The sequence below is a fragment of the Microbacterium sp. GXF6406 genome (assembly GCF_054798215.1).
On sequence record NZ_JBSJZH010000012.1, the window covers coordinates 1 to 20149 of the forward strand.

Annotated in this window: 20 protein-coding genes; 2 read left to right on the forward strand and 18 right to left on the reverse strand. The window is 65.8% G+C overall.

The annotated features are described in order from the left end of the window. A partial coding sequence (locus tag ACWAUG_RS08415) for an ATP-binding protein (RefSeq protein ID WP_460802140.1) occupies positions 1-226 on the forward strand: 226 nt, incomplete at its 5' end. Between the two features lie 405 nt (positions 227-631). Here ACWAUG_RS08415 and ctaF read toward each other — a convergent pair. From ctaF to ACWAUG_RS08440, 5 genes are all read right to left on the reverse strand, one after another. Further along, a complete protein-coding gene (gene ctaF, locus ACWAUG_RS08420) occupies positions 632-1066 on the reverse strand; it encodes an aa3-type cytochrome oxidase subunit IV (protein ID WP_298039063.1) in 435 nt (144 codons plus the stop codon). 3 nt (positions 1067-1069) lie between these two features. Next, a complete protein-coding gene (ctaD, locus tag ACWAUG_RS08425; protein ID WP_298039057.1) occupies positions 1070-2815 on the reverse strand; it encodes an aa3-type cytochrome oxidase subunit I in 1746 nt (581 codons plus the stop codon). 6 nt (positions 2816-2821) lie between these two features. Next, positions 2822-3733 carry an aa3-type cytochrome oxidase subunit II gene (gene ctaC / locus ACWAUG_RS08430; RefSeq protein WP_298039055.1) on the reverse strand — a complete coding sequence of 304 codons (912 nt, stop codon included), beginning with the start codon at positions 3731-3733 and terminating at the stop codon, positions 2822-2824. Positions 3734-3829: 96 nt separating this feature from the next. Beyond that, entirely contained in the window at positions 3830-4198 is a 369-nt protein-coding gene (gene erpA / locus ACWAUG_RS08435) for an iron-sulfur cluster insertion protein ErpA (protein WP_298039052.1), read from the reverse strand. Positions 4199-4289: 91 nt separating this feature from the next. Then, complete coding sequence (locus tag ACWAUG_RS08440; protein ID WP_298039050.1) at positions 4290-5708, reverse strand: dipeptidase; 1419 nt, start codon at positions 5706-5708, stop codon at positions 4290-4292. A 45-nt stretch (positions 5709-5753) separates the two neighbouring features. Between ACWAUG_RS08440 and ACWAUG_RS08445 the strand changes: the two genes are divergently transcribed. Continuing rightward, positions 5754-6317 carry a DUF3043 domain-containing protein gene (locus ACWAUG_RS08445; RefSeq protein WP_460802142.1) on the forward strand — a complete coding sequence of 188 codons (564 nt, stop codon included), beginning with the start codon at positions 5754-5756 and terminating at the stop codon, positions 6315-6317. Positions 6318-6383: 66 nt separating this feature from the next. On the opposite strand, the gene ACWAUG_RS08450 is transcribed toward ACWAUG_RS08445, so the two are convergent. From ACWAUG_RS08450 to ACWAUG_RS08510, 13 genes are all read right to left on the reverse strand, one after another. Beyond that, positions 6384-7406, reverse strand: coding sequence for a quinone-dependent dihydroorotate dehydrogenase (locus tag ACWAUG_RS08450; RefSeq protein WP_298039044.1), 1023 nt, complete (start codon positions 7404-7406; stop codon positions 6384-6386). A 10-nt stretch (positions 7407-7416) separates the two neighbouring features. Beyond that, positions 7417-7893 (reverse strand): transcriptional regulator NrdR, encoded by a 477-nt coding sequence (gene nrdR, locus ACWAUG_RS08455; protein ID WP_298039042.1) that lies wholly within the window; start codon positions 7891-7893, stop codon positions 7417-7419. Between the two features lie 19 nt (positions 7894-7912). Then, positions 7913-9226 (reverse strand): histidinol dehydrogenase, encoded by a 1314-nt coding sequence (hisD, locus tag ACWAUG_RS08460; RefSeq protein WP_298039039.1) that lies wholly within the window; start codon positions 9224-9226, stop codon positions 7913-7915. 1 nt (position 9227) lies between these two features. Then, positions 9228-10427: a hypothetical protein gene (locus tag ACWAUG_RS08465; RefSeq protein ID WP_460802143.1), complete on the reverse strand. Its 1200-nt coding sequence runs from the start codon at positions 10425-10427 to the stop codon at positions 9228-9230. Positions 10428-10539: 112 nt separating this feature from the next. Beyond that, positions 10540-14058 (reverse strand): DNA polymerase III subunit alpha, encoded by a 3519-nt coding sequence (dnaE, locus tag ACWAUG_RS08470; protein WP_298039035.1) that lies wholly within the window; start codon positions 14056-14058, stop codon positions 10540-10542. A gap of 65 nt (positions 14059-14123) precedes the next feature. Further along, positions 14124-15044, reverse strand: a complete 921-nt coding sequence (locus tag ACWAUG_RS08475; RefSeq protein WP_298039033.1) for an RluA family pseudouridine synthase — start codon at positions 15042-15044, stop codon at positions 14124-14126. Beyond that, the gene (gene lspA, locus ACWAUG_RS08480) at positions 15044-15547 is read right to left on the reverse strand and encodes a signal peptidase II (protein ID WP_298039128.1); all 504 of its coding nucleotides are present in this window, start codon (positions 15545-15547) and stop codon (positions 15044-15046) included. The genes ACWAUG_RS08475 and lspA overlap by 1 nt, the downstream gene beginning before the upstream one ends. 69 nt (positions 15548-15616) lie before the next feature. Then, positions 15617-16183, reverse strand: a complete 567-nt coding sequence (locus ACWAUG_RS08485) for a DivIVA domain-containing protein (protein ID WP_298039030.1) — start codon at positions 16181-16183, stop codon at positions 15617-15619. A 155-nt stretch (positions 16184-16338) separates the two neighbouring features. Further along, positions 16339-16638, reverse strand: coding sequence for a YggT family protein (locus ACWAUG_RS08490; RefSeq protein WP_298039028.1), 300 nt, complete (start codon positions 16636-16638; stop codon positions 16339-16341). 3 nt (positions 16639-16641) lie between these two features. After that, positions 16642-17139 carry a cell division protein SepF gene (locus tag ACWAUG_RS08495; protein WP_460802144.1) on the reverse strand — a complete coding sequence of 166 codons (498 nt, stop codon included), beginning with the start codon at positions 17137-17139 and terminating at the stop codon, positions 16642-16644. A 40-nt stretch (positions 17140-17179) separates the two neighbouring features. Then, positions 17180-17860: a YggS family pyridoxal phosphate-dependent enzyme gene (locus ACWAUG_RS08500; RefSeq protein WP_298039023.1), complete on the reverse strand. Its 681-nt coding sequence runs from the start codon at positions 17858-17860 to the stop codon at positions 17180-17182. Between the two features lie 20 nt (positions 17861-17880). Beyond that, the gene (ftsZ, locus tag ACWAUG_RS08505; RefSeq protein WP_460802145.1) at positions 17881-19032 is read right to left on the reverse strand and encodes a cell division protein FtsZ; all 1152 of its coding nucleotides are present in this window, start codon (positions 19030-19032) and stop codon (positions 17881-17883) included. Positions 19033-19194: 162 nt separating this feature from the next. Continuing rightward, the gene (locus ACWAUG_RS08510; protein ID WP_298039257.1) at positions 19195-20148 is read right to left on the reverse strand and encodes a cell division protein FtsQ/DivIB; all 954 of its coding nucleotides are present in this window, start codon (positions 20146-20148) and stop codon (positions 19195-19197) included. Position 20149 lies beyond the last annotated feature (1 nt).

A 20149-nucleotide genomic window follows, 5' to 3' on the forward strand; every position in this document is an offset into this window, starting at 1 on the left:
CATCAACCAGCGCTACCTGAAAACCTCGATCGTGATCACCACGAACCGGCCCGTTGGAGCCTGGGGCGAGATCCTCGGCGACACCACCGTCGCCGCAGCCATGCTCGACCGGCTCCTGCACCGATCCGTCGTCATCACCCTCGACGGAGCCTCCTACCGACTCCGCCACCACGCCACCGCCGCAGACGAACTCCGCCGCGCCACAACCGGCACGAACCTGCGCTAACCTGACCACGCGACCTGAGGAATTCCGATGAGCAACTCTGGGGAATTTCGATGAGCGCCATCAACGAAGGGCGGATGTTCTGCCTCGATCGCTCGCAGTACCGAAATGACTACCGCTCAGATCCCATGGTCCTGGCTTGTCGTCCAGGTGATCGAGCACTCAACATCGCCGATGTCTCGCCAGGGTATGCCCGCGGATGCTTCTCCCCTGTGGACGTCCCCGCCTCAGACGGTCAAACTCGCCGGCATCTGCCGTGTATATCCCCTTCTCCCACACACCTGCATACGGGCCTGTGCTGCACAAGGGTGCACTCTGCTTCGACCCCGCAAAGACCCGCCGTGAACCGCACCGCCACAACGCAGAACGCCCCGGACAATCTTGTCCGGGGCGTTCTTGATGCGAGAGTCAGCGGGCGAAGTTGCCGCGGTAGAACTCGTAGACCCAGCCGACGATCGCGATGACGAAGATCGCGAGCCCGATCGGCAGGAGGAAGGTTCCCACCGCCATGCCGACGAGGAACACACCTGCAGATGCTGCGAGGACCATGGGCCACCAGGACCACGGGGCGAACTCGCCGACCTCGGGGTCACCGTCGTCGATGTCCGACGTCAGGATGTCCTCGGGCAGCTCGCCGCCCTGTGACTTGTGTACGCGCTGGAGGTACACAGCGACCATCGCGCCCATGACTGCTCCGAAAAGCAGCGCGACCGTACCGACCCACTCGACACGCGCAGCGCCGACGAGCTCGGGGTAGGCGAGGACGTGCCAGACCGTGTAGACGGCGGCGACGATCAGGAAGAAGACCGCGAGGATCCACCAGATGACGACGTTTGAACGCATGGCTTACTTGGCCTCTCCGCTAGCACCGGCCAGAGCCGGTTCCGGTGCGGCGACGGGGTGCTCCGCAGCCTCGGGGTGGTTCAGGTCGAACGCAGGACGCTCGCTGCGGATGCGCGGGATCGACGTGAAGTTGTGTCGCGGCGGCGGGCAGCTGGTCGCCCACTCGAGCGAACCGCCGTAGCCCCACGGGTCGTTGACCATGACCTTGGGCGCCTTGCGGGCAGTGATCCAGACGTTCAGGAAGAACGGGATCATGGAGGCGCCGAGGATGATCGATCCGATGGTGGAGATCTGGTTGCCCCACGTCCAGCCGTCAGCAGCCGAGTAATCGGCATAACGGCGGACCATGCCATCGACGCCCAGCCAGTGCTGGATGAGGAACGTCATGTGGAAGCCGATGAACAGCATCCAGAAGTGGACGTAGCCGAGACGCTCGTTGAGCATGCGTCCGGTCCACTTCGGCCACCAGAAGTAGAAGCCGGCGAACATCGCGAAGACGACAGTGCCGAAGACGACGTAGTGGAAGTGGGCGACCACGAAGTACGAGTCGCTGATGTGGAAGTCGAGCGGAGGCGCGGCCAGGATGACACCGGTCAGACCGCCGAAGACGAACGACACGAGGAAGCCGAGAGAGAACACCATCGGCGTCTCGAACGTTACGGAACCTCGCCACAGCGTTCCGATCCAGTTGAAGATCTTCACACCCGTCGGAACTGCGATGAGCATGGTCATCAGAGCGAAGAACGGCAGCAGAACCGATCCCGTGACGTACATGTGGTGAGCCCAGACCGAGACCGACAGCGCCGCGATCGCGATCGTCGCGTACACGAGAGTCTTGTAGCCGAAGATCGGCTTACGGCTGAAGACCGGGAAGATCTCGGAAACGATGCCGAAGAACGGCAGAGCGATGATGTACACCTCGGGGTGGCCGAAGAACCAGAACAGGTGCTGCCAGAGCAGGACGCCACCATTCGCCGGGTCGTAGACGTGCGAGCCGAGGATGCGGTCGGATGCCGCAGCGAACATGGCTGCTGCGAGGACCGGGAAGGCCATGAGGATCAGGAGACTCGTGACGAGCGTGTTCCAGGAGAAGATCGGCATGCGCCACATCGTCATGCCCGGTGCACGCATCGTGATGATCGTCGTGATGAAGTTCACGGCGCCGAGGATCGTACCGAATCCGGACATTCCGAGTCCGACCATCCAGAGGTTTCCTCCGACTCCCGGAGAGAACGATGCATTTGCGAGCGGCTGGTAAGCGAACCAACCGAACGACGCAGCACCCTGCGGCGTGAGGAATCCGGCGATCGCGATGATCGATCCGAAGGAGAAAAGCCAGAATGCGAAGGCGTTCAAACGCGGGAATGCCACGTCGGGCGCGCCCAGCTGCAGCGGCAGGATCGCGTTCGCGAAGCCCGCGAAGAGCGGCGTCGCGAACATCAGCAGCATGATCGTGCCGTGCATCGTGAACAGCTGGTTGTACTGCTCCTTCGTCGGGATGATCTGCATTCCCGGAGCGAAGAGCTCAGCGCGGATGACAAGAGCCATCACACCGCCGAGGAGGAAGAAGATGACCGAGGAGATCAGGTACATGTACCCGATCGTCTTGTGGTCGGTGGAAGTGATCCACTTGACGAAGATGTTGCCCTTCTCCGACGTGCGCGACGAGCTCAGCAGAGCCGCCTGACGCGCCGGAGTGCCACTGGGGCGTGATCCGTGGAGATCACCGTTGGCAGAATTCGTGGACATAGAGGCTTACTCTCCCTCTTCCTCGGAGCCCGATCCGGACTGAGCACCAGTTCCGGGAAGGTTGTTGAGACGGTCGTACGCCTTGGAGATGTCTCCGGTGTTGCCGAGATCACGCAGCGAAGCGACGTAGTCGTCGTACTCGTCCTGCTCGACGACCTTGACGTTGAAGAGCATCATCGAGTGGTACTCGCCACACAGCTCGGCGCACTTTCCGGCGTACTCGCCGACGCGCGTCGGAATGAAGGACCAGTCGTTGTCCTTGCCGATGTACATGTCCTTCTTGTACAGGAAGTCGATGATCCAGAAGGAGTGGATGACGTCGCGCGACTGCAGGCTGATGTGGACCTTCTGATCGACCGGGAGGACCAGCGTGGGCAGCTGCTCCTGGTCGATGTTGCCGTCGGCGTCGGGCTGGGCCTGAATGCCCATGGTCCACACGGCGTCGGAGAGGTCGTCGTTGTCGCCGGCGTACATGAAGTCGAACGCCCACTGCTTGCCGATCGCGGTGATCTCGACATCGGCATCGTCGCCCCACTGGGTTTCGATGGCGGCCTGATCACGCGCAGTGAAGAAGAACATCCCCATCACGAGGATCAGCGGGATCACCGTGTAGAAGATCTCGATGGGCATGTTGTATCGCATCTGGACCGGGAGTCCGGTCTGCCCCTTGCGGCGGCGGTATGCGACGGCGGCCCAACCCATCAGGACCCAGGTGATGATTCCCACGCCCAGAAGGACGATCCAGGAGTTCACCCACAGATCGGCAACCCGATCCGTCTGGTTCGTGGCGGCAGTGCCGTCTTCCACGAAGCCTGGGAGGAATCCGTGGAGCTGGGTGGGAGTACATCCCGCCAGGGCCACAGCTGCCGCAATTCCCGTAGGAATGGCGGCCCAACGAAGGCGGCGTTTCGAGGGCACGATGCACCTTTCAAGATCGCGGACAGGGCACCTACCAGTCTAGGGCAAGCGCACACCTGATTCATGCCAACCACGCAGGTCCGGCACAGGGGATGTTCAGTGGAAGCTGTCTCCGCAGGCGCAGCTGCCCGCAGCATTGGGGTTGTCGATGGTGAATCCCTGCTCGGAGATCGTGTCCTTGAAGTCGATGGCCGCGCCATCGAGGTAGGGAACGCTCATGTTGTCGACGATCACCTCGACGCCGTCGAAGTCGACGGTCTCGTCGCCTTCGAGGTAGCGCTCGTCGAAATAGAGCTGGTAGATCAGGCCGGAGCATCCGCCGGGCTGAACCGCGACGCGAAGACGCAGGTCATCGCGGCCTTCCTGCGAAAGCAGGGTCTTGACCTTGTTGGCCGCGGCCTCCGTGAGGGTGACACCGTGGGGCGCGGTGTTCTCGGTCTCCGTGGTGAGTGTGGTGTCGCTCATGTCGCTCCTTGTGACAGGCCGCGGATGACCGCGGATGGTTGTTCTGATTCTACCGGCGCGCACCCGCACGAGGGCGGGTGCGCGCCGGATCTCAGAGCTCGTCGCGGATGAGGGCGTTCATGCGCGTCAGCAGGAGCGCCTCGGTCGCGATCGCGTGGCGGAAGGTATCCAGGTGCAGGGATTCGTTCGGGCTGTGGGCACGCGAGTGGGGGTCCTCGACGCCCGTGACGAGGATCTGCGCCTCCGGGAACTCGTGAACGAGATCCGCGATGAAGGGGATCGAGCCTCCGACTCCGAGGTCCACCGGTTCGACGCCGTAGCCGTCGGCCATCGCCTGGCGCGCGAGTCCCACGGCCCAGCCGCTCGTATCCACGAGGAAACCGTTGCCGAGATCGACGTCGGAGAACGTCAGCTCCGCACCGAACGGTGCACGCTCGCGCAGATGCTTCTCCAGGGCTGCGTAGGCCTCCTCCCCTGACTGTCCCGGTGCGACGCGGGCGCTGACGACGACGCTCACCTCGGGCGCGAGGGTGTTGGATGCCGCTTCGACGCTGGTCGCATCGATGCCGATGACCGTGACGGAGGGCTTGTTCCAGATTCGACTGAGGATGCTGTCGCGGCCTGCGGGCGAGACCCCAGGAAGCAGGCCGGCCTCATCCCGCAGGGTCGCCTCGGAATATTCCGGCGTCGGCGTGTCGCGCTCTGCGAGCCCGGCGACCGCCACGGCGCCGTCGTCAGCCCACAGGGAGGAAAGCAGTCGGATCGTCGCCATCATGGCATCCGGGACCGCGCCGCCGAACATGCCGGAGTGCGATCCGTGCGCCAGTGTGCGCACGGTCAAGGTGAAGCGGGCATTGCCTCGGAGGGAGACCGTGAGCCCGGGTGTCTCGGAGTCCCAGTTGCCCGAATCCGCGACGACGATCGCATCCGCGCGCAGCGCGTCAGCGTTGTCGCTGAGGAACTGACCGAACGATCGCGATCCGTATTCCTCCTCGCCCTCGATGAACATAGAGACGCCGAGGTCGAAGTCGTCACCGAGGGTCTCGGCGACAGCACGCAGCGACGCGATGTGGGCCATGATGCCGGCCTTGTCATCGGCAGCTCCGCGGCCGTACAGGCGTCCGTCACGGACCGTCGGCTCGAACGGCGGGGTCTCCCAGAGCTCGTCCGCACCGGGAGGCTGGACGTCGTGGTGCGCGTACAGCAGGATCGTCGGCCTTCCGTTACGTGCCGCGCGGGTTGCGAGGACGGCCGGCTGCCCCACCTCATCCGTTCCGGGAATGGCTGCGCGCAGCACCTCCACGCTGTCAAAAACGCCCGTATCGCGTGCCAGCGACGCTACGTGCTCAGCGCTGCGCACGAGCTGCGTCTGATCGAAGGACGGCCAGGCGATACCGGGGATCCGGACGAGATCGCCCAGGTCGGAGAGAGCGGCGGGAACGCCGAGGGCGACCGCTTCGGTGACGGCGGATTCGACGGCGGGGTCTGCATTGGGCGGCACAGATGTCATGCGAGTAATCTTAAGGCCGAACTTGATCCGTCACTGAGGAGAGCCGTGTCCACTTCCACCCCGTCGACGAACGACGACTCCCCCGAGACGCCGTCCACCGGCAAGGGTCGTCCGACCCCGAGCCGCGCCGAGCAGGAGGCCGCCCGGCGACGCCCGCTAGTCGCCGACACAAAGGAGGCTCGCGCAGCGGCCAAGGCGCAGCTGCGCGAGCAGCGCGAACGCGCTCAGGCCGGTATGGCCGCCGGTGAGGACAAGTACCTGCCCCAGCGCGACAAGGGCCCGCAGCGCCGGTGGGTGCGCGACTACGTCGACGCCGGGTGGCACATCTCGGAGTGGGTCATGGCTCTCATGGTCGTCGTGATCCTCGTCGCCCTCATCCCCGACCCGACGTTCTCGACCTATGCGTTCGTGGGCCTGTGGTGCTTCATCTTCGTCGCGGTGGCCGGCATGATCATCCTCGGCAACCGCGTGAAGCGCAAGGCCCGGGCACGTTTCGGCGCCGACCAAGTCGAGAAGGGCCTGGGCTGGTACGCCGCCATGCGCTCGCTGCAGATGCGCTTCATGCGTCTGCCCAAACCGCAGGTCAAACGCGGCGAGTATCCCGCCTGATCCGCCGAAGCACAGCAGAACGCCCGCCGACATCGTCGGCGGGCGTTCTGGGTTCCGACGGCAGAGTCAGCGCCGGCGCAGACCGCGATTGATCTGGCGAGCCCAGAGCGGTCCGCGATACAGGAAGGCCGTGTAGCCCTGAACGAGGGTGGCGCCGGCGTCCAAGCGCTCGCGAACATCGGATGCCGTCTCCACTCCCCCGACGGAGACCACGCAGAAGTCGGAGGGCACCGCATCGCGGACGACGCGAAGAACCTCCATCGAGCGCTCCCGCAACGGCGCGCCGGAGAGCCCTCCCGCACCCGCTGCCTCGACGGTGGCGGCATCTGTGCGCAAGCCATCCCGCGAGATCGTCGTGTTGTGGGCGATGATGCCGTCGAGCCCCTCGGCGACAGCCATGCGGGCAATCGCCTGGATCTCGTCGTCCGACAGGTCGGGGGCGATCTTCACCAGCAGCGGAGTCCGATCGGCCGCGATCTTCACAGCGCGCAGCAGCGGTGCAAGAGTTTCGACCGCCTGCAGACCCCGGAGCCCCGGAGTGTTCGGCGAGGAGACGTTGACGGCGAGATAGTCGGCCAGCGGCGCGAGGGCGAGGGCACTGGACACGTAGTCCGCCGTCGCGTTCTCGACGTCGACGACCCGGCTCTTGCCGATATTCACGCCGACGACCGTCTTCGGACGTCGTCGACGCAGCTTCTCCAATCGGCGGACCGCAGCATCCGCGCCGGCGTTGTTGAAGCCCATCCGGTTGATGACCGCACGATCCTCGACCAGACGGAACAGACGCGGCTTCGGGTTGCCCTCCTGCGGGATAGCCGTCACCGTGCCGACCTCGACGTGACCGAAACCGAGGGCGGCGAGACCGCGCACGCCGATGGCGTTCTTGTCGAAGCCGGCCGCCACGCCGAATGGTGAGTCGAAGGTGAGGCCGAGCGCCTGCACCTGGAGACCGGGGCCGGGCGCGGCGACCGCGCGGGTGATCCATGAGAACGGGGGCGCCCCGAGCGCACGGATCACCGCCATGCCGGCGTGATGGGCGGACTCGGGGTCGAAGCGCGAAAGGACAGCGCGAAAGAGCAGCGGATACATCCCTGCCAGATTACCTGTCGGCGCTCTCCCGCTGCGCAGCGATGTGGTCGGCCCGGAGATCTCCGATCGCGCTCTCGAAATCCTCGAGGGAATCGAACGCCTGGTAGACGCTCGCGAAGCGGAGATAGGCCACCTCATCGAGATCGCGGAGCGGCCCGAGGATCGCGAGGCCGATCTCGTTCGCGTCGAGCTGCGAGACGCCGGTCTGGCGCACCGCCTCCTCCACCCGCTGCGCGAGGACCGCGAGGTCGGCCTCGGTGACCGGGCGCCCCTGGCAGGCCTTGCGAACACCGGAGATGACCTTCTCCCGGCTGAACGGCTCCATCACACCGCTGCGCTTGATGACGCTGAGGCTCGCCGTCTCTGTCGTCGTGAACCGACCGCCACACTCCGGGCATTGCCGGCGCCGGCGGATCGACAGCCCGTCATCGCTCGTGCGCGAGTCGATCACGCGGGAATCAGAATGGCGGCAGAACGGGCAGTGCATAATCTGTCAGCGTAGTCGCTCAGCCCTCCGACGCGCCGAAGCGCGCCTCGATCGCGTCGCCGTGCGCCGGAAGCACTTCGGTGTTCGCCAGTGCCACGACGCCAGCGCGGACCGCGGCGAGGGCAGCGTGATCGTAGCTGATCACCTGCTGCGGGCGCAGGAACGTGTACGCGCCCAGGCCCGGTGCGTAGCGCGCCTGACCGCCGGTGGGCAGCACGTGGTTGCTGCCGGCCATGTAGTCGCCGAGGCTGACCGGCGTCTGGTCGCCGACGAAGATCGCGCCGGCGCTGGTGAAGGCCGATGCCGCCTCCTCCGCGTCCACGAGGTGCAGCTCGAGGTGCTCCGGAGCGTAGGCGTTACTGAACGCGGTCGCCATGGCTCGATCGTCGACAAGCACGATCGCCGACTGGGGGCCTGAGAGCGAGACGCCGACGCGCTCGCTGTGTCGCGTGCGGGCCGCGAGGTCGGCGACCTCGACGGCGACGCGCTCGGCGAGGTCTGCGTCATCGGTGACGAGCACTGCGGATGCCTGTTCGTCGTGCTCGGCCTGGCTGATGAGGTCGGCGGCGATGAGGCGCGCATCCGCCTCGCCGTCCGCGACGATGAGAATTTCTGTCGCGCCCGCCTCGGAGTCGGTGCCGACCACGCCGGCGACCGCCCGCTTGGCGGATGCGACGTAGTTGTTGCCAGGGCCGGAGACGACGTCGACCGGGTCGAGGCCGATGCCCTCGACGCCGTGCGCGAAGGCTCCGATCGCGCCCGCGCCGCCGATCGCGTAGACCTCGGTGACGCCGAGGAGGCCGGCGGCGGCGAGGATCGTCGGGTGGATGCGGCCGTCCTCGCTGTGCTGCGGAGGGGAAGCCAGTGCGATCTCGGTGACCCCGGCGACCTGCGCGGGGACGACGTTCATGACAACGCTCGAGGCGAGTGGGGCCTTGCCGCCCGGGATGTACACGCCGACGCGGTTCACAGGCTGCCAGCGCTGCGTGATGCGCGCGCCGGGGCCGATCTCGGTGACCCGCGGTGCGGGCACCTGTGCCTCGGAGCCCTGCCGCACGCGGGCGATGGACTCTTCGAGGGCCGTGCGCACCTCGAGCGAGACGGCGGCGAGGGCGTCCGCGATGTGCTCAGCGGGGACGCGGATCGCGTGGCCGGTGACCCGGTCGAACTGCTCGGCCTGCGCACGCAGCGCGGACTCTCCCCCGGTGCGCACGTCTTCGACGATGCGCGCGGCGGTCTCGAGCGCCTCGGCGCGTGCCTGCGCGGCGCGCGGGACGGCCGCGAGCATGTCTGCGGCGGAGAGGGTCTTGCCCCTCAGATCGATGGTGCGCACGTCAGCCCTTCGTGATGTCTTCGATGTCGTGCAGATAGCCGATGCGGCCGTCATCGTTCCGGATGACGTAGGCGCCGCCACGGTCCTCAATTACCAGGGCCCAAGCGTCTGGGCCGATCGTGAACAGTTTCTCGCCGCTCTCGTCGAGGACATCACGCTCGGTCGCGGCAAGGGCCCAGAACGGCTGCGAATCAGCGGTCGGGATGATGCCGGTCTTGTCGGCATCGCCGGCGACGGCTTCATCGCCGGATGCGACTCGGGCTGCTTCGGCATCACCGGGAATGGCGGGCAGCGCGGTCGAGCGGCGGCGACGGGCATAACCGGGGACGTAATCGGGATCGGAGTCATCGGCAGCGGTGGAAGTTCCCAGCGCCCCGGCCGAGGCATGTGCTGTCAGGGGCACGCTCTCCAGGCTTCCCAGACGGATGATGTCGTCCGTGTCGTTGACCTCGACGATCTCGACGTCGTCGTCATCGTCATCGGACGAGCCGACCTCGACGGCGTCCGGTCTGGAGGAGTCATCGTGCGGTGCGTCCTCTGTGGGTGCGATCGACGGAGCCGACACGGGCTTGACGGGACGCGGCGCACGGGGGCGCGCGATGACCGGTCGAACGGGATTCGCGTTGCGGTGGGCCAGCGTCACGAGACGACCGCGGAAGTCTTCCTGCAAACCGGGGATCAGCGGGGCGAAGACGGTGACCGCGACGAGCGCGAGCAGTGCGAGGAACTCGACGACCATGACCCACGACACCAGGAAAACGTCCCGGATCATCAGGCGCTCGACGATGATCATCGCCCAGTAGAACGCGCCGAAGGAGAACACCGCCGAGGCGAACTGGTCGATGCCGAGAGAACCGACCCTCCGGATGCCGTCCGGGGAGAACCGACGCAGCACGATCAGGAAGACCGCGAGCGTGGGCAGGCCGATCGGCTGGATCCAGCTAAGCGTCTGGCCCCAGATCGAGGTGGGGCTCAGCATTCCGTGCAGCGGGAAGAAGGAGGCGACGAAGGCGACGAGCCAGAATCCGACGATCAGGAGCTCGCGCAACGTGAATCCGAGGATCCCGTACTCCGGGGTGACTTCGTCGTCGTAGAGCACACCGTCGTCATCGGTGAACGCCTCGTCGTGCGTCTCGCGGACCACGGGTGCCGCGCATTCGTCGACCGGTTCGTTCTCTGCGCGGGAAGAATCCGTGCTCATGAAACGACGTTTCCTTTCAGATCTGATGTGCGCCGACGGGTCCGGCATCGATGGGTCACGATATTACCCCGTGAACGGTGCCGAAAAGCCTCTATCCACAGCCAGGGCTCCATCAGCCCAGGCACGTCGGACCGAGCAGCGACTTCAGGTCGCCGAACAGGTCGGCGGAGACGGTGACGGGCATCGGCACTTCGAAGACCTTCGCCGTGGCACCGCGGTGCACGCGCAGCATGACCTCCGTCTCGCCGCTGTGCCGGCGCAGCACCTCCGCGAGGTCGTGCATGACGCGCTCGGTCGCACGCTGTTCCGCGAGCACGAGGGCCAGCGGCCCCGAGGCGTCGAAGGATCCGACATCCGGAGCGAACGCCGACTGCGCGTGCAGATTCATTCCGTCATCGCGCCGGGACACGCGTCCGCGCACGGCGAGGATCGCATCCTGCTGCAGCGTGTGCTGGAACTCGGTGTAAGTCTTGCCCATGAACATGACCGTGATCTCACCATTGAAGTCCTCGACCGTGATCATGCCGTACGGGTTCCCGCTGGCCTTCGCAACGCGGTGCTGGACGCTCGTCACCAGGCCCGCGACCGTCACCTGGTCGCCGTCCTGCAGGTCTTCCGAGGCGAGCAGGTTGTGGATCGAGATCGATGCATGCTTGGCGAGGGCGACCTCGAGCCCTGCCAGAGGGTGATCGGAGACGTACAGGCCGAGCATCTCCCGCTCGAAGGCGAGTTTGTCCTTCTTGATCCACTCGGGACGGTCTGGGACCTTCGCCGGTGGCGCCTCTTCGGTCTCGTCGTAGAGGCTGTCGAAGTCGAACCCGATGGCTCCCTGCGCCTCGTTGCGCTTCTGGCCGACGGCCGCATCCACGGCATCCTCATGGATCTCCATCAGCGCACGACGCGAATCACCCATCGAGTCGAACGCTCCCGCCTTGATCAGCGACTCGATCGTGCGCTTGTTCGAGACGTGCAGCGGAACCTTCTTGAGGAAGTCATGGAACGACGTGAACCTCTCGTCCCTGCGCGCCTCGATGATCCCGTCGACGACGTTCGAGCCGACGTTGCGCACGGCACCGAGCCCGAAGCGGATGTCCTCTCCGACTGCTGCGAAGAAGTTGATCGACTGGCTGACGTCGGGCGGGAGGACCTTGATGCCCATGCGACGGCACTCGTTGAGGTAGAGCGCCATCTTGTCCTTCGAATCGCCGACGCTCGTCAACAGCGCCGCCATGTACTCGGCCGGATAATGTGCCTTCAGATACGCGGTCCAATAGGAGACGAGACCGTAGGCGGCGGAGTGCGCCTTATTGAAGGCATAGTCGGAGAACGGAAGGAGGATGTCCCACAGCGCCTTGATCGCGGCTTCGCCGAAGCCGCGCTCCTTCATGCCGCCCGCGAAGCCCTCGTACTGCTTATCGAGCTCGGACTTCTTCTTCTTGCCCATCGCGCGGCGCAGGATGTCGGCCTGGCCGAGGCTGAAGCCGGCGACCTTCTGCGCGATCGCCATGACCTGCTCCTGATAGATGATCAGGCCGTAGCTGATGTCGAGGATGTCCTTGAGGGGCTCCTCGAGCTCGGGGTGGATCGGGGTCACCGGCTGCAGCCCGTTCTTGCGCAGGGCGTAGTTGGTGTGCGAGTTCGCACCCATCGGACCCGGTCGGTACAGCGCGATGACGGCCGAGACGTCCTCGAAGTTGTCGGGCTTCATCAAGCGCAGCAGCGATCGCATCGGCCCGCCGTCGAGCTGGAATACGCCCAGCGTGTCTCCGCGGGTGAGCAGTTCGTAGGCGGGCTTGTCGTCGAGCTCGAGGTGCTCGAGATCGACTTCCTCACCGCGGTTGGTGCGGATGTTGTCGAGGGCATCCGAGATGATCGTGAGGTTGCGCAGCCCCAGGAAGTCCATCTTGATCAGACCGAGCGACTCACAGGACGGGTAGTCGAACTGCGTGACGATCTGGCCGTCCTGCTCGCGCTTCATGATCGGGATGATGTCGATGATCGGCTCGCTCGACATGATGACGCCGGCGGCGTGCACACCCCACTGGCGCTTCAGCCCCTCGAGCCCGAGCGCCCGGTCGAAGACCGTCTTCGCCTCGGGATCGGTCTCGATCAGCGCGCGGAACTCGCTGGCCTCCTTGTAGCGGGGGTGCGCCGTGTCGAACATTCCCGTCAGCGGCATGTCCTTGCCCATGACGGCAGGAGGCATGGCCTTCGTGAGGCGATCGCCCATGCTGAACGGGAAGCCGAGCACGCGCCCGGCGTCTTTCAGAGCCTGCTTCGACTTGATGGTTCCGTATGTGACGATCTGCGCAACGCGCTCATCGCCGTACTTGGCCGTGACGTAGTCGATGACCTCGCCACGGCGCCGGTCATCGAAGTCGACGTCGAAGTCGGGCATGGAGACGCGGTCGGGGTTCAGGAACCGCTCGAAGATCAGGCCGTGCTCGAGCGGGTCGAGGTCGGTGATCTTCATCGCGTAGGCGACCATGGAACCGGCGCCGGAGCCACGGCCGGGACCGACGCGGATGCCGTTGTCCTTGGCCCAGTTGATGAAGTCTGCGACGACGAGGAAGTAGCCGGGGAACCCCATCTGCAGGATGATGCCGGTCTCGTACTCGGCCTGCTTGCGGACCTTGTCGGGGATGCCGTTCGGGTACCGGTAGTGCAGTCCCGCCTCGACCTCCTTGATCAGCCAGCTGTCCTCCGTCTCGCCCTCGGGAACCGGGAAGCGCGGCATGTAGTTCGCAGAGGTGTTGAACTCGACCTGGCAGCGCTCGGCGATGAGCAGCGTGTTGTCGCAGGCCTCGGGGTGATCCCGGAAGAGCTGGCGCATCTCGGCGGCGGGCTTGATGTAGTAGCCGTCGCCGTCGAATTTGAAGCGGTTGGGGTCGTCGAGGGTGGAGCCCGATTGCACGCACAGCAGCGCCTCGTGCGCATCGGCCTCGTGCTGGTGCGTGTAGTGCGAGTCGTTCGTGCCGACCAGAGGGATGCCGAGATCCTTCGCCAGGCGCAGCAGATCGCTCATGATGCGCCGCTCGATGGAGAGGCCGTGATCCATGATCTCGGCGAAATAGTTCTCCTTGCCGAAGATGTCCTGGAACTCCGCTGCTGCCTCGCGCGCAGCGTCGTACTGCCCGAGACGCAGACGGGTCTGGATCTCGCCCGAGGGGCAACCGGTCGTCGCGATCAGGCCCTTGCTGTACTTCTGCAGGATCTCGCGGTCCATGCGCGGCTTGAAGTAATAGCCCTCGATGCTCGAGAGCGAGCTCAGTCGGAAGAGGTTGTGCATGCCCTCGGTCGACTGGCTCCACATCGTCATGTGGGTGTAGGCGCCCGAGCCGGAGACGTCGTCGCGCTTCTGATCGGCCGTTCCCCACTGCACACGGGTCTTGTCGCTGCGGTGGGTGCCCGGAGTCACGTACGCCTCGAGGCCGATGATCGGCTTCACTCCGGCGTTGTTCGCGGCGTTGTAGAACTCGAAGGCCGCGAAGGTGTTGCCGTGGTCGGTGACGGCGATGGCGGGCATGCCGTAATCGGCCGCCGCCTTCGTCATCGCCTGGATCTTGGCCGCACCGTCGAGCATCGAGTACTCGCTGTGCACGTGCAGGTGAACGAAGGAGTCGGATGCCACGAGTCGAGTCTACGTCGGCGCGAGGACATTGGAATTTTGGTATGGACTCGCGCGGGTCCGAACGACTATTCGCCGCGGAGGATCTCCAACGCGTGCACGAAGTCGGCGGGGTAGGCCGATTCGAACTCGACCCACTCCCCCGTTCCGGGATGCGTGAAGGCCAGCTTGTGTGCGTGGAGCCACTGACGGGTCAGGCCCAGACGTTCCGACATCGTCGGGTCCGCGCCGTACAGCGGGTCGCCCACGCAGGGATGCCGGTGCGCCGACATGTGGACTCGGATCTGGTGCGTGCGGCCGGTCTCGAGGTGGATCTCCAGCAGCGACGCCCCGGGGAACGCCTCGAGCGTCTCGTAGTGCGTGACGGAATCCTTGCCGTCCGGGGTGACCGCGAACTTCCAGGAATGGTTCGGGTGCCGACCGATCGGCGCGTCGATCGTTCCCGCCAGGGGGTCGGGATGCCCCTGGACCACAGCGTGGTATATCTTCTCGACCGTGCGCACCTTGAAAGCGTGCTTGAGCGCCGAATACGCGGACTCGGTCTTGGCGACGACCATGAGCCCGCTCGTGCCCACGTCGAGACGGTGCACGATGCCCGCGCGCTCGGCCGCACCGCTGGTCGCGATGCGGAAACCAGCGCCGGCGAGAGCGCCGAGAACGGTCGGGCCCTCCCAGCCCTGCGAGGGATGGGCGGCGACGCCGGTCGGCTTATCGATCACCACGATGTCGTCATCATCGTGAACGATCCCGAGCTCGGGAACGACGACCGGAATGATCTTCGGCTCCTCCTTCGGCGCCCACTCGACCATCAGCCAGCCGCCGGCCCGGAGCCGGTCGGATTTGCCGAGCACGGCGCCGTCGAGGCTCACTCCTCCGGCTTCCGCTACCTCAGCTGCGAACGTGCGCGAGAATCCGAGCATCTTCGCCAGAGCAGCGTCGACGCGTGCGCCTTCCAGCCCGTCCGGAACGGGGAGAGACCGGGATTCCATCAGACTTCCTGCTCTCCGCCGACGGGTGAGACGGCATCCTGGGCCGCGTCGTCCTTCTCGCGCGTGCCGTCGAATCGGATGCCGAGAACGACGAGGAGCGCGACGGCGATCATGCCGCAGACGATGAAGATGTCCGCGACGTTGAAGATCGCCGGCATCATCCACGGCATCGAGATCATGTCGACGACGTGGCCGACCGCGAATCCGGGCTCGCGGAAGAGACGATCAGTGAGATTGCCGAGCACACCGCCGAGGAGGAGGCCGAGAACCACGGCCCACCGACGCGAGCTCAGCGCGAAGGCCTTCCAGATGATCGCCGCAGCGACCAGCGTCAGAGCGATCGTGAAGATCCACGTGACGTTACTGCCGAGGGAGAAGGCTGCCCCCGAATTGCGGATGTAGTACAGCTGGAAAAACTCGCCGAGGACGGGCACGACCTCGTGGAGCGGCAGATGCGTGATGGTGAGATGCTTCACGAACTGATCGGCGGCCAGCACCACGATCGCGAGAATCGCGACGGTGATGCCGGCCGCCGACCGACGAAAGGGACGACGTCCTGGCAAGAGGACGCCTTACAGACCGATAGCGGAGACCGACGTCGAGTCGGTGACGTTCGCCTTCTCGTCGAGGTCGCGGAGCTGGCCCTCGATGTAGCCGCGCAGCTGAGTGCGGTAGTCGCGCTCGAAGTTGCGCAGCTCGCTGATGCGGGCCTCGAGTGCATTGCGCTCGCGTTCGAAGCGGTTCATCTCCTCGCGCTGCTGCATCTGCGCGTCGGTGCGGATGCGCTCGACCTCGATGCTCGCTTCGGAGATGAGCTGGTTCTTCTTCATCTCACCCTCGGCGACGTGCTCGTCGTGCAGGCGCTGAGCCAGCTCGATGATGCCTGCCGTGGAGGAGGACGCTCCATCAGCGCTCGCGGCGACCGGAGCCGCCTGCACGGGCGCTGCTGCGGCCGGAGCCGCCTGACCAGACTCGTAAGAGGCGAGCTTTGCCTTCAGCTCTGCGTTCTCTTCGAGGGCCTTGCGCCATTCGACGACGATCTCGTCGAGGAAGTCATCGACCTCGTCCGGGTCGAAGCCGTCCTTGAATCGAACGTGCTGGAACTGCTTGGTGACGACGTCATCCGGGGAAAGTGCCATTTCTCGGCTCCTCTTTCGATGAGTTCTGTTGCCAGTGACTGAAGTATGGCTCGGTATTGATGCGGCGCGTACCCGGGGCGCGCACCTTGGAGCAAGCATAGTCCTCGCTCGCAAGCGGCGCGATGTCGATCGCGCCAGGGGTGTCGGAGACGCTATCAGATGAACGCGCGCACGATCGACATGAGGATCAGCACGGCGAGCATTGTGAACGTGAATCCGAAGTCCAGCGACAGCGTTCCGAGGCGCAACGGAGGAATGAACCGCCGGAACAGCTTGATCGGTGGGTCCGTCACCGTGTAGACGACCTCTGCGGCGACAAGGCCTGCGCCCTTCGGACGCCAACCGCGATTGAACAGCGGGATGTATTCGAGGATGAGGCGTCCGAACAGCGTGAACAGGTAGAGGAGCAGCAGAAGATGAACGATCGAGGCGATCGCTGAGATCAGAGTCCCCACAGCTCAGGAATGGTCGAAGCCCGCAGACTCCGGATCCGCGTTCGTGATGCCGCTCTGACCGGAGACGGCGATGTTCTCGGGCGAGAGCAGGAACACCTTGCTCGTCACGCGCTCGATTCGCCCGTAGAGACCGATCGACAGACCGCTGGCGAAGTCGATGAGACGACGCGCGTCGGCATCCGACATCTGCGAGAGGTTGATGATGACGGGAACGCCCTCGCGGAAGCTCTCCGCGATCAGCTGAGCGTCGCGGTACTGCTTGGGGTGCACCGTGAGGATCTCGTTGACGGCGCCGGCCGCGGGCTGGCGGATCGCGACGGGGCGACGCAACGGCGTGACCGGCGCCGGAGCCGGCTCGTCCTGTTCGCGTGCCGCGGGCTCGCGCACGCTCTCCCGCTCTCGCGAAGTGCGAACCGGCTCAGCGGCGAGCTGCTCCTCGTAGGCTTCTTCTTCATCGGCGAGACCGAGGTAGACCATGGTCTTCTTGAGCGGATTTCCCATCGTGTCCTCCGTGTTCGACGTGGGCTGAACTGTTTCGAGGTTATCCCCGGTCGGGCCGGGGTCCTGTTATTGCGGAACCGATGCGCAGGTGTGTCGCACCCGCGGCGATCGCCTCGGCGAAGTCGCCGGTCATGCCCGCGGATATCCATGTCGCCCCGGACTCGAGAGAGCGGATGCCGTCGGAGATCTCGCGCAATCGGGCGAAGGCCGAAGCCGGCTCCTCATCGAGCGGCGCAACTCCCATGACGCCGCGCAGGCGCAAAGACGGGAGCCCGAGGACGTATTCGGCGAGTCTCTGCGCCTCGTCTGGTACGACTCCGCCCCGACCGGCATCCTGCGTGAGGTTGATCTGCACGAGGACATCCAGCCGGTCGTCGTCGACGGCCGCGCGATGCAACGCATCAGCGAGCTTCTCCCGATCGACCGAGTGAACGGCCTGGGCGGATCGCCGGATCGCGCCCGCCTTCTTGGTCTGCGCCTGGCCGATGAAGTGCCAGCGCAAACCATCCAGCGGCGGTTCCGCGGTCTTCTCCGTCAGCTCCTGCTGCCGATTCTCCCCGACATCGCGAACGCCGAGATCGTGAAGATCACGAACGACCGAATAAGGATGGAACTTCGTGACGACGATCCGGGTGATCTCCCCGGGGTCGCGCCCGTTCGTGCGCGCGGCTTCCGCGATCAGAGCATCGATCGCGGACAGCCGCGTGCCGAGGTCAGTCACTGCGTCTCCTGTACCCCTGTTTACTTCAGGAATTCCGGGATGTCGATGTCGTCGTCCGAGAACGCCGGTTCCAGGCTCGTCGTCGCGATGCGCGGCGCGGGCTGGTTCTCTTCGGGCTCACTGACCGCCGGCTCGGCGGTCGTCTCGTCCGAGAGCGTGATCTCGGGGAGCGTCGTCGCCGCTGCGGGGCGGGAGACGACCATCGGGTCCAGACGCAGAGACGGCTCACCGCCGTCGAAGCCCGCGGCGATGACCGTCACCCGCACCTCGTCGCCGAGAGTGTCGTCGATAACTGTTCCGAAGATGATGTTCGCCTCGGGGTGCGCGGCCTCCTTGACGAGGTCGGCGGCGTCGTGGATCTCGAAGATGCCGAGGTTCGATCCACCCTGGATCGACAGCAGCACGCCGTGCGCACCTTCGATGGATGCCTCCAGCAGAGGAGACTCGACGGCGAGCTCTGCGGCCTTGATGGCGCGGTCCGCTCCCCGAGCGGAGCCGATGCCCATGAGCGCGGATCCTGCGCCCTGCATGACGCTCTTGACATCCGCGAAGTCGAGGTTGATGAGACCGGGCGTGGTGATGAGATCGGTGATGCCCTGCACACCGGCGAGGAGCACCTGGTCGGCGGTCGCGAATGCCTCGATCATCGAGATGCCGCGGTCGCTGATCTCCAGAAGGCGGTCGTTCGGGACGACGATGAGCGTGTCGACCTCTTCCTTGAGCTTGGCGACACCCGCCTCCGCCTGGCTCTGACGACGACGCCCCTCGAAGGAGAACGGCTTCGTGACGACGCCGATGGTCAGTGCGCCGATCGACTTGGCGATGCGCGCCACGACCGGCGCGCCTCCGGTGCCGGTACCGCCGCCCTCGCCGGCGGTCACGAAGACCATGTCGGCGCCCGTGAGCGCCTGCTCGATCTCCTCCGCGTGATCCTCTGCGGCGCGACGGCCGACCTCGGGATCCGCTCCGGCTCCCAGTCCGCGGGTGAGCTCACGGCCCACATCGAGTTTGACGTCGGCGTCGCTCATAAGCAGCGCCTGCGCGTCGGTGTTGACGGCGATGAACTCGACGCCTCGCAGGCCGAGCTCGATCATGCGGTTGACGGCGTTGACGCCGCCACCGCCGACGCCGACGACCTTGATCACGGCGAGGTAGTTCTGGTTCTGGCTCATGGCCGGCCTCCGATATGTCGAGCCTGGAAGAATGTGAACCTTAAACCTCAACTAGAGGTGTAAAGTATTTCCCGGTATTGCGTTCTCTCAGATCGAAGGTATGCGCCATCCGCCCGCGCGCGTGCAACGACACGGCGTGTCGGCGTATCACCGGGCTCCTCGTCATCCCGCGACGGGGGCGAGCGGCGACGAGACGTCGATGCTCCGGGCGTCCGGCTTCGCGGTGAGCACGCCGCTCAGGGTCTGCGCCTTCAGGACCGACTCCTCCGCGCTCCCCCACACGACGACCAGTCCGTTGTCCAGCGTGATCGTGACATCGTCCAGTGTGCTCGCCGCGACCTCCACGACCCCGGCTCGCACGTCCTCGGGCAGGGACCGCACCACGAGGCCGACGGACTCGAAGGCATCCGAGCCCGGCCCGCCCACGACGTTCAGGATCGGCTGCCCCTCCGGTCGGTCCGGCGTCGTCGAGAGTGCGACTCCGGCGGCGTCGACGAGGGTGAATCCGGCATCCGATTCCAGCACCCCCACCGGTGTGCGCTCCACGATCCTGACCGTTAGATCGTGCGGCGGGCGGGCTTCGAGCGCGTAGCTCTCGATCAGCGGGAAGGCCATCAGCGCCGCCTTGATCTCACTTTCGTCGACGAGGGCGAGCGGCGTTCCCATCTGCTCGAACAGCGCCGACTCGATGAGCCCGGCATCCAGCGTCGATGCCCCCGCCACCGTGATCCGGCGCACGGCGAACAGCGGGCTGTAAGCGGCGGCGACGCTGCCCCCGATGAGAAGGAGGATCGCGCCCGTCACGCCCAGCCACAGCATCCGCCGCCGTCTCGACCTCTGGGTGAACCGGCGGATCTCGGCCCGCAAGGTCTTGCGGCGCGCACGCGCCGCGCGCCAGACGTCACGGCTCGTCAGAACTCGCTCGTCGTCCGGAGCATCCTCGACGCTCGCATCGGGAGCCGCCTCTCCGGAGGCTTCATCTGCTCCCGGATCCCGGATGTCGATGGGGTCCGGCGTATCCGGCTGCTCCTCACCGGCACCGGAGCGCGACGGGCCCCGCCACGGGGCCGGTTCCTCGCGCTCCGCCGTCGACGGCAGCGGTGCCGGGCGACGCATG